Source organism: Peribacillus sp. B-H-3 (genome assembly GCF_048572925.1).
GTDB lineage: Bacteria > Bacillota > Bacilli > Bacillales > DSM-1321 > Peribacillus.
In genome coordinates, this window is record NZ_CP183879.1 from 2,676,218 (window position 1) to 2,689,221 (window position 13,004).

17 protein-coding genes and 1 pseudogene are annotated in these 13,004 nt (G+C 39.8%); 3 read left to right on the top strand and 15 right to left on the bottom strand.

Annotation, left to right across the window (positions count from 1 at the left end; translation table 11 throughout):
- Positions 1-26 precede the first annotated feature (26 nt).
- Positions 27-410 (bottom strand): VOC family protein, encoded by a 384-nt coding sequence (locus ACN6MY_RS13290; protein ID WP_419880619.1) that lies wholly within the window; start codon positions 408-410, stop codon positions 27-29.
- Between the two features lie 156 nt (positions 411-566).
- Here ACN6MY_RS13290 and ACN6MY_RS13295 point away from each other — a divergent pair, with 156 nt between their 5' ends.
- Positions 567-1,199 (top strand): CBS domain-containing protein, encoded by a 633-nt coding sequence (locus ACN6MY_RS13295; RefSeq protein ID WP_419880620.1) that lies wholly within the window; start codon positions 567-569, stop codon positions 1,197-1,199.
- Between the two features lie 46 nt (positions 1,200-1,245).
- On the opposite strand, the gene ACN6MY_RS13300 is transcribed toward ACN6MY_RS13295, so the two are convergent.
- From ACN6MY_RS13300 to ACN6MY_RS13340, 9 genes are all read right to left on the bottom strand, one after another.
- Entirely contained in the window at positions 1,246-1,671 is a 426-nt protein-coding gene (locus tag ACN6MY_RS13300; protein WP_419880621.1) for an OsmC family protein, read from the bottom strand.
- A 164-nt stretch (positions 1,672-1,835) separates the two neighbouring features.
- Positions 1,836-2,960 (bottom strand): NADH-dependent flavin oxidoreductase, encoded by a 1,125-nt coding sequence (locus ACN6MY_RS13305; protein ID WP_419880622.1) that lies wholly within the window; start codon positions 2,958-2,960, stop codon positions 1,836-1,838.
- 41 nt (positions 2,961-3,001) lie between these two features.
- Complete coding sequence (locus ACN6MY_RS13310; RefSeq protein ID WP_419880623.1) at positions 3,002-3,679, bottom strand: NAD(P)H-dependent oxidoreductase; 678 nt, start codon at positions 3,677-3,679, stop codon at positions 3,002-3,004.
- Between the two features lie 180 nt (positions 3,680-3,859).
- Positions 3,860-4,279: an RrF2 family transcriptional regulator gene (locus ACN6MY_RS13315; protein ID WP_419880624.1), complete on the bottom strand. Its 420-nt coding sequence runs from the start codon at positions 4,277-4,279 to the stop codon at positions 3,860-3,862.
- Between the two features lie 206 nt (positions 4,280-4,485).
- Positions 4,486-4,620 carry a hypothetical protein gene (locus ACN6MY_RS13320; RefSeq protein ID WP_419880625.1) on the bottom strand — a complete coding sequence of 45 codons (135 nt, stop codon included), beginning with the start codon at positions 4,618-4,620 and terminating at the stop codon, positions 4,486-4,488.
- A gap of 189 nt (positions 4,621-4,809) precedes the next feature.
- Positions 4,810-5,196, bottom strand: a complete 387-nt coding sequence (locus ACN6MY_RS13325) for a hypothetical protein (protein ID WP_419880626.1) — start codon at positions 5,194-5,196, stop codon at positions 4,810-4,812.
- A gap of 139 nt (positions 5,197-5,335) precedes the next feature.
- Positions 5,336-5,512 (bottom strand): hypothetical protein, encoded by a 177-nt coding sequence (locus ACN6MY_RS13330; protein WP_419880627.1) that lies wholly within the window; start codon positions 5,510-5,512, stop codon positions 5,336-5,338.
- 217 nt (positions 5,513-5,729) lie between these two features.
- Positions 5,730-5,954 carry a hypothetical protein gene (locus ACN6MY_RS13335; protein ID WP_090990080.1) on the bottom strand — a complete coding sequence of 75 codons (225 nt, stop codon included), beginning with the start codon at positions 5,952-5,954 and terminating at the stop codon, positions 5,730-5,732.
- 14 nt (positions 5,955-5,968) lie between these two features.
- Entirely contained in the window at positions 5,969-6,826 is an 858-nt protein-coding gene (locus ACN6MY_RS13340) for a hypothetical protein (RefSeq protein ID WP_419880628.1), read from the bottom strand.
- Between the two features lie 245 nt (positions 6,827-7,071).
- Here ACN6MY_RS13340 and ACN6MY_RS13345 point away from each other — a divergent pair, with 245 nt between their 5' ends.
- A complete protein-coding gene (locus ACN6MY_RS13345) occupies positions 7,072-7,416 on the top strand; it encodes a hypothetical protein (RefSeq protein WP_419880629.1) in 345 nt (114 codons plus the stop codon).
- Between the two features lie 51 nt (positions 7,417-7,467).
- Here ACN6MY_RS13345 and ACN6MY_RS13350 read toward each other — a convergent pair whose 3' ends face one another.
- The 4 genes and pseudogenes from ACN6MY_RS13350 to ACN6MY_RS13365 all read right to left on the bottom strand — a co-directional run bounded on the left by ACN6MY_RS13350 (position 7,468) and on the right by ACN6MY_RS13365 (position 12,011).
- A complete protein-coding gene (locus ACN6MY_RS13350; RefSeq protein WP_419880630.1) occupies positions 7,468-7,851 on the bottom strand; it encodes a YybH family protein in 384 nt (127 codons plus the stop codon).
- Between the two features lie 27 nt (positions 7,852-7,878).
- Positions 7,879-9,111, bottom strand: coding sequence for a beta-ketoacyl-ACP synthase II (fabF, locus tag ACN6MY_RS13355; RefSeq protein WP_419880631.1), 1,233 nt, complete (start codon positions 9,109-9,111; stop codon positions 7,879-7,881).
- A gap of 314 nt (positions 9,112-9,425) precedes the next feature.
- Positions 9,426-11,383, bottom strand: a pseudogene (locus ACN6MY_RS13360) (GTP-binding protein).
- Positions 11,384-11,417: 34 nt separating this feature from the next.
- On the bottom strand, positions 11,418-12,011 hold the full coding sequence (locus ACN6MY_RS13365) for a branched-chain amino acid aminotransferase (RefSeq protein ID WP_419880632.1): 594 nt from the start codon (positions 12,009-12,011) through the stop codon (positions 11,418-11,420).
- A 219-nt stretch (positions 12,012-12,230) separates the two neighbouring features.
- Between ACN6MY_RS13365 and ACN6MY_RS13370 the strand changes: the two genes are divergently transcribed.
- Positions 12,231-12,671 carry a ferritin-like domain-containing protein gene (locus tag ACN6MY_RS13370; RefSeq protein WP_419880633.1) on the top strand — a complete coding sequence of 147 codons (441 nt, stop codon included), beginning with the start codon at positions 12,231-12,233 and terminating at the stop codon, positions 12,669-12,671.
- 51 nt (positions 12,672-12,722) lie between these two features.
- Here ACN6MY_RS13370 and ACN6MY_RS13375 read toward each other — a convergent pair whose 3' ends face one another.
- On the bottom strand, positions 12,723-13,001 hold the full coding sequence (locus ACN6MY_RS13375; RefSeq protein WP_419880634.1) for a hypothetical protein: 279 nt from the start codon (positions 12,999-13,001) through the stop codon (positions 12,723-12,725).
- Positions 13,002-13,004 lie beyond the last annotated feature (3 nt).

A 13,004-nucleotide genomic window follows, 5' to 3' on the forward strand; every position in this document is an offset into this window, starting at 1 on the left:
GGTTACACTTATTTTGCTGCCATGTATTATCTTTGGAAAAATTCAATCCATTCCCCGTCTGGGCCATGAAAAAAGAAATACCGGTAGCCGTTTGGAAGCAGGGTTATATCTTCATCAATCATTTTTATATCAGAATCTTTTATTCTTTTGAATTCTTCCTCTATTTTATCTGTGCTTATTGCGAGATGATGTACCTTGCCTTCTTCAGGAAGGGAATCATTATACCCTTGAATCAATTCAACTTCCGTTTCATCACCTTCAGAGAATCCAAGAAAAGCGAGCTGGATGATTCCATCTGTATGGGGTACAGACGCTTTTAATTTCATGCCTATTACTTCTTCGTAAAATGAAATTGATTTTTTCAAATCTGTTACCATTATACCCACATGATCAATTTTTTTGACTGTCAAAATAAAACCTCCAATGAAATAACAACGCTGAATATAAATCGAAATTCATAATAGTTTAAATTTAAAAATAAGTCAATTTTTTCGTGCTTTTTATCCATTTCCTGTTATGATACCTTTATAAGAAACTTTATTGCTCTTAAGGAAGGGGAGAAGCTTATGCTGATTAAGAATAATTATGTAACAAAGGAAAAAGTGAGAGTTTGTCCTAGCTCCTATACGGTTGGTGAAGCACTGTCTTTTTTAAGAGAATCAGGCTACCGCTGCGTGCCCGTTGTGAATGAAGAAAACAATCATTATGAAGGGCAGGTTTATAAAGTTCATCTTATTGAACATCTTTATGAAAATGGTGGCAAAGATACAGATTCAGTGCTGGATGTAGCCACAGAAAAAAATTCCTTTATTGAAGAAGACAGTACGCTTTTAAAAGCAGTTTTTAATATCGACCGTCTTCCCTTTTTTGCCGTGGTTTCATCGGAGGAAAGGTTTAAAGGCATCATTACGCACAGTGTGATCATGAATTTATTCCGTGACGGATTTGGCGTAAAGACCGGGGGCTTAAGCCTGACTATTGTAGTACCTGAACTTAAAGGTATGATGCTGATACTTGCTGAAACCTTTAAAGGATATAATATCGAGGGCATTCATACATTTGATAATGGAGACACACTGCTTCGAAGAGTCATGATTACACTATCTGCTGAGGCTCAACGTGATTTGCCTAAATTCCAGAAAAAGCTGGAGAAACATAATTTTCGCATCGTTGATTCAGAAATAATTGAAAAGCAATAATGAATTTTCCACAACAGCATTCAAACTGTTGTGGATTTAATTTCAGTTAAAGCATTTGTGTTCCCTTTTCACCATTGATTGAGTAGCTTGCAGTTACGTTTGCAGACAGTGTCTTTGAGACAGAGCAGTATTTATCTTTTGATAGCATGATAGCACGGATGACCTTATCTTCCGGTAGTGCGCCTTCTAAGGAGTAATGGATATGAATAGAGGTAAATCGTTTGGGATGGTCCTCTGCACGTTCCCCGTCCACTTCGAGATGAAAAGACAATGGATTTAATCGCATCTTCTGCAAAATAGTAATAATATCTATTCCTGTACAGCCTGCCAATGCATTCAGCAGCAATTCCGTGGGCCGTGCCCCGCTGTTTGTTCCTCCCGATTCTTCGGAAGCATCCATTGTGATTTCATGTCCTGATGGTGCAGTTCCAGTAAATGACATGTTTCCATTCCAAGCCACGTTTGTTTTCATCAAAAATCATCCCTTCTTTATTGTACAAGCATTTTTTTAGCATATGCTGATGTATAAACATATAAACCATATCTTCCAAACGAAAACAAGAAAAAAAGCCGTTTTCAATATATACATTGAAAACGGCTGTCATATGCGGGCAACACGGATTGCCTTATATTTTTTTACTCTGCGCCGGGAAACCATCCCGGTGTATTGACAATGGCATTCCACAAAGGATCGGGAATGACAAGTTCATCTTGGGCGTTTTTATCTATTTTTGTCACAATTTCATCTTCTCGTCCCTGCTCCACCTTTTCTACCCAGTCAGGATCTATGATGAGTTCCCTTCCAAGTGCAATCATAGGAATACCGGTTTCCATAGCTTTAGCTGCATCATCTGCTGTATAAATAGAGCCTACACCGATGACAGGCACTTTGCCCGCAGCGTGTTCTTTAATCATTTCAATCCGTGGGCGGGTATCCTCTGTTCCTCTTCTTGCTGCTGACCAGAAATCCATTAGCGATACATGCAAATAATCCAGATTCTTGTCTGCAAGCGCATCAACTAAATACAGCGTCTCAGACATTGTGATTCCTGGTGTTTCAGGTTCTTCCGGGGAAAATCTGTAACCAACAAGGAATGGTTTTGCTGCATGCTCTTTAACTGTTTTTTGAACTTCTTCAACAACTGCCAAGGGAAAAGCAAGACGTTTTTCCAGGCTGCCTCCCCATTTGTCTTCACGGGTATTGGAGTGCGGAGAGAAAAATTGCTGGACCAGATAACCATTCGCTCCATGGATTTCTACACCATCAAATCCAGCTTCAATGGCACGCCGTGTGGTTTCACCAAAGTCCTTCACTATGGATTGTATCTCTTCTTCATTTAAAGAACGGGGAACAGGTTTGTCTTCACCCTCAGCAGGAATGTCGCTTGCACCTACAATCTCGCCGCCAGGAACTAATTCAGGGATAGCCAGGCGCCCTGCGTGGAAGATTTGCAGAACAGCTTTTGCTCCTTTTTCCTTAATCGCAGATGCCAAGCGATTCAAGCTTGGGATCATCTCATCTGTGTGAGCCGCAAATTCTCCATGAAATCCTTTTCCGTTTGCTGTAACATATGTACAAGCAGTAATGACCATGCCGACGCCGTTTGAACGGCGAATATAATATTTCACCTCGTCATCGGATACTGTGCCATCAGGGTTAGAAGAAAAATTTGTCATTGGCGCCATAACTATACGGTTTTTTAAAGCGATGCCGCTTAGCAGTTCAATGCTTTCAAATAAGGGTTTATATTTTGCTTGCATGTTTGTATTCCTCCAGTGTCTCTATATTGGAAATTCTATATTTACATGACCCACTTAGTAACGTCTTTCATTTCTTTTCTTGTTTTCGCGCGCTTGGGATCTTCTGCCCGGTATCCGAAAGCAGCCATAACAGAGGCTTCCAGCTGGCCATTTTCCAATAATCCCTCGGCTTCCAGGATTTTGTTCACAGCAGCATAATCAAAGCCTTCTATTGGACAAGAGTCGATTCCAATTTGAGCTGCGGCAGTCATCATGTTTCCTAATGCAATATAAGTTTGTTTGCATGCCCAGTCAAATAATGCACGGTCACTCTCAAACAGCTGCATATCATCTTCCTGAAAGCTGCGGTATCTTACTGAAGCGGCCTTAATAACATCCTCAGGCATTTTTTTAACATTTTTTAAATGGTTCATTACTTGCTCTGAATCGTATCTCATGTTTTTCCTTGCCAAAATAATGACAAAATGGCTGGCAGTCGGAAGCTGTCCTTGTGCGCCCCATGAAACTTCCTTCAGTTTAGCCCGCAGTTCGGGGTTTTGAATCACCAGGAATTTCCACGGCTCATATCCGACCGAACTTGGGGAAAGCCTTCCGCACTCTAAAATGAAATTAAAATCATCCTTAGAAATTATTTTTTCAGAATCAAATTTTTTAGTTGCATGCCTGAAATTCATGGCCCCCAGGATCTGTTCTTTCTTCTCAGTATTTTTATCAGTCATTACCTTAGCCTCCCGATTTTTTTAGATTAATAAAGGATGGCTCTACGCGAGCGGTCTCTTGAATGCCAGCTCCTTATTATTCAAGCAGGGGAACCCGAAAATATTCTACAGATTAACACCGTAATCACTAAAAGTAACTGTAATAAAATAATATACAGTACGCGCATGATTAAATGTATGTCATGGACCGCTTTTAATTGTGTTCAAAACAGCACCTATTGTCTTTCTTTCCAGGTAGTTCACAAATTGCTGCTCTGCCTCACAAAAAATTTGATCCATCACAGCCTGGGTATTCGAGGAAATAGGACAGTCCTGCTTGGGGTCTCCAGTAATCCAATTAGGTTTCATGGTACCAAACGAAACGGCCCTGTATACATTTGTAAGCGTAACCTCGTGTGCACTGCAATCTAAGATATATCCGCCGCCAATGCCTTTTTTGGTTTTAACAAATCCGCTTTTTCTAAGGGAACTCATTATTTTTCTTATTCTTGCAGGGTTTGCGCAAACATTTCGTGAAATTTCCTCGCTGCTTGCCATATGATCAGGCAAATATGCCAAATACACTAAACAATGAACGGCTATGGTAAATTCACTATTCACGCAGGATCATTCCTCTCCAACAAGAATACTGAAATTATATTTGTTACAGTTAGCAAAGTCAACTAAGTCACCTTCATATAATCTTAAACCATGGACAGCCAGACCCATTTGACTGAAGGGCCAGGCTGCAGTATGGTTTTTAAGCTGTCCGCAAGGAAAGGATTTTTGACCTGGGCATGTGTACCTTTAAGTGTATTGCTTGCTGTTTAAGATTTGCCGCTGTCATTATTACTGGATTTTCTTATTTCAGTCATTCTTTGCTGGTATGCCTTTGTTTCAGCGTTCACATGGTTTGCATCATTTGGTTTGTTTTTTTTAGAACCTCCTGCAGCATTGCTCATCTATTTTCCACCTCCATCCTTAATGCTTTTCTACTCAGGATTAGTATGGTCTATCATGAAAATAATATTGTATCAAAAATGAAAAAGCAGCCAGTGCAAGAGCCTGGCTGGCATTCATATTATTGACAATGAACATAGATGCGGCCAGAGGACGCAGTGTATTTAGTCTTTGTTCGTTGCTTGCGCTTTTTATTCATTCTCTATTTTTTTGACGTATATTGCTTGTGAGGAGCTGCTTTTGATGCAATCTTTTAAATCTTCAGTTTTGAGGAGTCCCAGGTGAAGAGCTGATTTTATCTTGGCATCGTCAGGCTTTCTTTGAATTAAATCCTCCAAGTGGAGTTCTTGGAGTCTCTTTACTGTTATTTCCGGTTCATACTTTTCGGTTGTCCTGATTTGCCTCTGCAGTTTGAACTCATTGATGACCATTTCGCCTTTTTTATTTTTGCCGCAAGCATCATCAAAATATTGATTGAACACATTTTTCAATTGCTCCAGATTTAATTCGATTTCCTTTTTCTTTCGGTTAAGCTCTATGAATTGTGACAGCATTTCTTTCGTAATAAGGTATTCCATTTCATCACCCATTCCTTTAACAGATATAACATTGTATTAGTAATGGGGACAAGATAGTACATCTTTTAGAAGAGTTTAAGAGCCTGCTTCACCATTGATTTATGTATGAAATCGTTCATTATGCTGTACTCAGCTCTTGTTAAAATTGCCGCTTTTTATAGTATTGTACGATCAGCTGGTGGATGAGCGGGTGGGAAATCGCTTTTCCGTTTAAATCTTCCCTGCTTGCTGGCCTTTTTTTTAGTTGTCTTGCTTTTTTTGTATGTGTTTGTTTCGTTCCTGAAAAATAGGAGTTCATAACATGCTTAAGACTCATAAGGTGCCTCCGTTTTTATATAATATATGCTTACCGGTAATAATTTATTATGGCGCCTATATTTTGCCGGTTTTCCTCTCATGCGGTCATTTTTTTGGAAAATCTGAAACATACAGTTCGATCATCAATGGTGCAAAACCTGCAAGCAGCTTTTTTACTGGTATATATAAAAAAAACCCGCTGCTCTTTAGGTGAGCAGCGGGCTTAAGCGTCCCTCCTATATTCCCAGGCGAGAAAGAATATGACGGACATTAGGATTATTTTTTTTATCGCCTGAATTTCGCAAGTTGCGTTTTTTATGGGAAGGAGCATGTCCGGTTTGCTTGATCATCACGGAAATTTCCCTCTTTTCACTTCTTTCCAGTTCAATATTTTGCAGTTCATTTAAAAGTTTTTTTTCATGGGCGGTTAAAAATTGGCCCGTTCCTTGATTCTCAGCCATAGTGATACACCCCTCTATTCCTGTTCATTTAACAAGTCATACAGCTTCTTTGCCATAATGGAATATTCGATACCATCAGCACTCAGCTGCACCATCCGGTAAATGGTTTCTAAAATAGTCTCATCCATTGCATCAAAACCATTTTTATAGTCATACATGACAATTACATGAGAGATTTGATCTGCTATAAAAGGAAAAACCATTAAATTCAGCTTGTTCAAGACACTGCTGCCATTTGAGGTCTGAAGCTGATTTTCAGAAAGCGCCGTCAGCAGTAGATGCTCTGACTGAGAAGTGACTTTAAAAGGTTTTACTTCCTCCGACTGAACAGGGCCGAAGGATAAATCTCTATATTCATAAATAACCCAATTAATGCTTTTATGAAAGTTTTCTTTGTAATTTAATTTCATATCGCTTAAAAACCATGCAAGGCTATCCAGGATATTTACTTTTCCTGCAGAATCTACGAACAAATCCACAATAACCTGATAGGTTTCTTGTGATGTTAGCTGTCTGATATAATTTGATTTCGCTTCATAGGTATCCACCAAATCCACTATTGCAGATTGGACTTCTTCTTTCTCTACCACTTCTATTTCCAGATTAAACAATTTAAATCTTCTCAGTGTAGCTAGCCCTGCTGGTATTAATAAAAAAAATCCCACTAAAATCAGCAAATAAAAAATAGCCCGGAAGATTTTTAAATTAAGCGGATCCTGAACAATTGGCTGAAGGACCAGTTCAGTCCAGGTTGCATTCTTAACCGTTTCGCTCGCTGAAGGCGGAGTATAAATCAAAGCAAGAATGATACAGCCTGCAACGATGCATCCGTATGTAACTTTAAGCCAGTTAGGTACAGGCGATGATTTCATTTCTCCTCCAGGTTTTTTTATCACTATTATAGCATTCGGCTGACTAATAATAAACTCAAAAAGAATGCCTGGTTTGTCTGATTTGTTTGAATTTGGCCATATATATACAATTCTTTTGCATTGTCTTGGTTTTTCAGCCGTTAAGAGTGAAGATTTGAACAAAAAGATCAATAGCAAGGATTGGCGTTTAAGGTTACAGCATATGGGTATGTATAAGACTAAACGTTTATAGGAGGAAATAAATTATGATGAAGAGAAAGAACATGCTAATGAGTGCGGCTGCTTTAGGCGCCGTTTATTTATTAAGAAACAAGGACGCCCGTGATAAATTAATAAATGGGGTTCAAAATTATATTAACCCTGAAACAATCGATAAAATGAAAAATAGCGTTCAGTCAATGATTAAATCGAAAACAGGAGAACAGCCTGAGAAATTTACAGGATCTGCTGCAGAAAGCAGCAAAATAAAGAATGACAGCTTTGAAACTGAAGAAGCCTCAAAGGTTCAGAATCAGGCTTTGTTAGGCACAGACTTCGCACAGAAGGATGAAGATGATGCACATTCACTGGCTGAGGCGCCAAAATTGTAAAACTAATAATCCCCCTTGGAATCGTCCAGGGGGATTTTATTGTTAAGGAGATTATATGTTATACAAGGTTGAAAGGCCGCTAAGGTGCTCATGTTTAACTTTCCAGGAACCATCACAGCTCCTCACAAAAACATTTGTTGCCCTGCCGCTTCCAGCAGAAGGGGCATTATCATATATGCCTTTCCATGTATAAGTATAAATGCAAATAGCTACATGCCTGTCTTCGGCAATCCAGCGGACGTTTTTTGCCCCATAGACCTCATTTTGAATGGTATTCCATGCATGTTCGAAGTATTTTTTTATTTCATCCCTGGTTGTGCATGTTTTGTCAGTGAACCAGTAGATGGCCCCTTCAGCCAGTAGGTTTTCAACATTTGAGAAGACGTGTGTATTGGTTGCAGCGATATAATTCTCCAGTGCCTGAATATGATTCATTAATTTCACCTATTCTGATATTTTTAGTTAATATGCTTTGAATATCAAAGCGGTATTATGCCCTCCAAAACCCAGTGCATTGCTTAAAGCAGCCTTTACCGGGGCTTTTCTGGCTGCAGCAGGCACATAATCCAGATCGCATTCCGGGTCAGGTGTGACTAAATTAATGGTTGGAAGTATAGTGCTGTTTTTGATGGTCAAAAGAGTAAAAATAGCTTCGACAGCTCCTGCAGCACCCATCATATGGCCTGTCATTGACTTTGTAGAGCTGATTGGGATTTTATGCGCGAATTCCTGGAAGCAGGTTTTTATTGCCTGGGTTTCTGCAATGTCATTGTAACGGGTGCTTGTTCCGTGGGCGTTGATATAGTCTATATCCTTTTTGTGAAGTCCTGACCCTGCTAGAGCGAGTTCCATTGCACGGACACATCCTTCTCCGCCCGGTGATGGGCTGGTGATATGATAGGCATCCGAAACGGTACTGTATCCCGCTATTTCTCCATATATTTTTGCTTCTCTTTTTAAAGCAGACTCCAAAGTTTCAAGAACTAAAACACCTGATCCTTCACCCATGACAAGTCCATCGCGGTCTTTATCAAAAGGACGGCAGGATGTGGCGGGATCCGGATTTGAAGAAATGGCCCCCATGGCACAAAATGCTCCGATTCCAATTGGTGTGATGGATGCTTCTGATCCCCCTGCTATCATGATATCCGCCTCGCCTCTTTGTATGACCCGAAAAGCTTCTCCTATCGCATTTGAACTGGAAGCACAGGATAGCACAGAGGTATTATTATAGCCTCTAGCACCAATTGCAATCGATACCTGGCTAGCTGCCATATTGGAAATGACCATCGTTGCGGCAAAAGGGTATAACCCCTGTATCCCATTTTGATTCATGCATTTATAAGTTTCTTCAAAGCTTTCCAGCCCTCCTGCAGCTGTACCGAAATATACACCTATCCTCTCGGGTTCTGCATGCTTCCCTGCAATAACCCCCGAATCCCTGACAGCCATGATGGAGGCAGCCACCGCATATTGTGCAAACCGGTCCATTCTATGCCTTTTATTAACAAGCATGTAATCTTCCATACGAAAATCCTTAACTTCTGCAGCTGTCTTTGCTGTGAATCCGCTGCTGTCAAATTTTAGTAAAGGCCCGATTCCTGTTTTTCCTTCAAGGGCTGAGCGCCACGTTGCTTCAATAGAATTTCCCAAAGGCGTAACTGCACCTATACCTGTAATTACAACTCTTCTCAAATGTTATCCCTCATTATTAACAAAATGTAATATAATTCCTTTTTTGTAATTCGACATTGGTCTGCATTTACCTTCATATTTCCATATATTATGATAAATTTCTTTGAATTTTAGCTCATTTAGTCATTCCTGCCGATTTCAGCCGCAAATTCCATCACCTGTATGCGGCCGGGGGCATCCGCACCCGCGATCTGTGTTTCCGGCTGGGGTCAAAAAAAGATGCAACGGGAATCAGCAATTGAAACTTCAATACAATTGATATAATTGTCCAGCATCTAAAAAAAACTGGGAATGGCATATCGCCATTCCCAGTGTTAATTTGATATATGCATCAAATGTTCGGCTTCTTGCCAAGTTACAGAATAACCCTGCCCTTTTGCACAAAAAATGGATGAAGATGTATACTTAGGGTCCCGGTCCTTCCTATAGCCGATTTTTTTGACGGCTTCCTTTTCATCGTGACAGGGCTGATACCCTCCAAAAACCAAGCCGATCGTCCCCTTTCCTTTGGTAAAAGAGGAAAGTGATGTACTATAATCCATGAATGTTGCAACAGGCGCTTTTCCGGTAATCAAAGCTTTACTCTGGATGAGCTCCGGCGTAGTAAATAAACCAAAAGCAGCCTGGATATCAGAGAGCACTCTGCCCATATGATTAATATCCACAGTGATCTTAAAATGATAGTATGGCTCCAGCAAAATATTTTCAGCTTTTTCTAGACCTTGCCTCAATGCTCTGTAAGCCGCTTGCCTGAAGTCCCCCCCGCTTGTATGTTTAATATGTGCCCTTCCAGTAAGCAGTGTGATTTTGATATCGGTTAATTCAGATCCTGTTAAAATTCCATGGTGCTTTTTTTCCAGCAGATGCTGTTTTACCAGGTTTTGATATCCTGGAGGCAAATCATCATTAGAGCAGACATTCCTAAACGTGATGCCGCTTCCGTTTTGCCCGGGTTCAAGCTTTATATGCACCTCGGCATAATGCTTAAGCGGTTCAAAATGCCCGAAACCATTTACCGCTGTTCCAATAGTTTCTTTATAAATGATCTCAGGTTCTTTAAAAGAAACTTCTATATTAAACCTTTCTCTTACCAGCTCCTCAAGCACTTCAAGCTGAATTTTGCCCATTACCTGGACTGTAATCTCCTGACTTGTTTCTTCCCAGGCTACATTCAAGGAAGGATCTCGTCATTTAGAATGGTAAAGCATGCTAAAACATCCCTTACAGGGGTAGCTGGGTCGAATGCCGCCTTAGATTTCAAAGGAGAATCCAAACTGAGATTTTTAGATTCACTTAAGGTGCCGAGCCCATCGCCCGGGACAATTTTAGTGAGTCCGGAAACGGCAAATAGTTCCCCTGACTCTGCTTTGTCAGCTGCCATATAAGTATTGCCCTTATATTTTCTGATTTGTGTTATCTTTTCACAGGTACGGTTTTCCCCTTGACCATAGCAAATTTCATCTCTTACAGATAATGTTCCGGTCAGTGCTTTTATATAGGCAATTTTAGTCCCATTTTTATCGTGTTGCACTTTATAGACTCTGCCGGAGAATAAGCCTTCATTGCTGTAATCTGTTTCTGTTAATAAATCCAGGGTATCCAGGAATGGAAGGATTCCCTCATCCTGCAGGGCGGAGCCGGATGAACATGGGAAAATGCGGTTTTGTCTTATCATTTCCTTCATAGCACTCATCCACATTACCCTATCATAGCCATCTGTGAGGTATGTCTTCAGCAGATTTTCGTCTCTTTCTGCCAGAAATTCAATCAAGTCCTCATTCATCTCTCCTGTATGGCATAAACCCCTTATATTTACTGCATCCTGGGTAATCGCAAGTGAAATTTCTTCACGCACTTTTCCTTCATCGGAACCGATCCGGTCAGTTTTGTTAATGAAAAAGAATGAAGGAATATGGTGTTTCCTTAAGAGATTCCAAACTGTTTCTGTGTGGCTTTCAACCCCTTCAACTGCGCTGAGTATGATCACAGCGAAGTCCATGGCCATGATAGACCTCTCCATTTCTGGAGAAAAGTCCACATGGCCTGGAGTATCAATTAATTGGATCAAGGAGTCTTTATAGCGCATTTCAGCCTGATTGGAGAAAACAGTGATTCCCCGTTCCTTTTCTATATCATGATGATCAAGAAAAGCATCTTTATGATCGACCCGTCCTCTATGTTTGATAACTTTTGTATGATATAAAAGCTGTTCGGCAAAAGTGGTTTTGCCTGCATCAACATGTGCCAAAATCCCAATTGTCTTTCTTGCCATTATTATCTCCTCACCCTGCCTGACTGTTTATGTTTTAGGCTGTTTTCTCTGCATATTCAGCAAGCCGGAATAAGAAACTGTATATTAGATTAAAAGCATCTTCGAGGATCATGTTTTCAGAAAAGCCGGAAACATCATTTAAAGCGAAGTTGAGATCCCATAAGCCGTCCTGAGTACTGAACATTAATTCAAAGGAATCCTGTTTATTTGCTAATTCAGCATGTAAAAAATCTCTGATGGATGTATCAAACTTTTTTTGCAATTTTAAACCTAAAAGTACAGAGTATGTACCAAACACATCATCTAATTCAAAAGATACTGCATCAGCGCCAATCAGCTCAAACCATTTTGATTCAACATAAATGAATTCACCAGCATGTTCTTTAAAGTATGCAATTGGGTGTTCAAAAAAGGCGGGGGATTCTTCAGCAATCATTTCTTCACTTTCTTTATTGCAGCGCTCGATATAAGCTTCTTTAAATCTTTTTTCCTTCTCTTCTGCGAGCACACTGGCATCAGCCAGATTATGTTTTTGTACATATTCCCTTTCTTGTTCGAATAACTGTACCTGTCCCTGGGAAGAATTCTGGGCGTTGCCCAGGAATTTAACCATTTGTTTACTTAGCATAAAAATTTCCTCCTCTATGTAATAGCTGCAAATTAGCCATTCAATGAACAGCCCTGATTGTCTATTCACTCTAATTATATCAATAAATATTATATAGGGTGAAAATTGGCTGTATGCATTTCTTAGCCATAAGTGAGCCTCATTATATTTTTGGATGTTTATCACAATAATAGCCCTTTTTTCATATCATGCATGGAATACAAAAAAGCAGGTGATTGCATGGTGTATTACGAGTCGGATATGTTTGATAGGGCCACACAGGATGCCCAGCTGATAAATGACCTTATGCAAGCGATAAATGGGGAATACTCTGCCATTGCTTGCTATAGGCAGATTGCCAAAAATGCATCTTCTGAAAAACAAAGAAATCGTATCCTGGAAATCCGCAAAGACGAAAAAAGGCACTTGAATATCTTTTCCTCCATATATACACAGCTGACAGGGAAAAGGCCAGAACCCAAAATACTGGAAGCATGCCCTGTCAGCTATAAAAAGGGATTGGAATTTGCAATAGAGGATGAACAAAATACGGTGGATTTTTATAATGAGATAGCTGAAAAAGCCCAAACTCCCTATATAAGAGAGCAATTTTTAAGAGCAGCAAGAGATGAGCAGAACCATGCTGTCTGGTTCCTGTATTTTCTCACCAAAAGACTTTGAATACAGCACTGAAAAACCTTCAAATAAAAATTTAAAGGTTTTTCAGCGGTTTTACAGGGACCAATTTACCCTTTTTAAGAGTTTCCATTTAAACAAACCGAGGATGAAAGATACATAAAGATCCCTGCGTACGATGACTTGTATTTTCTTATTCTTTAAAGAATAAAAAAGAACGTCGCTGAAAACATCATCACCTTCAAAAAAAGAGCGGAGTTCCATTAGTGTATTATGTGCTTTTTCATCAACTGTGCTGATCAAGAATTCATAATCCTCTTCACCCCTTCTTTCTTCCAAAAGAATCAGATTTTCATTCACGCTATAATTCAACATCAC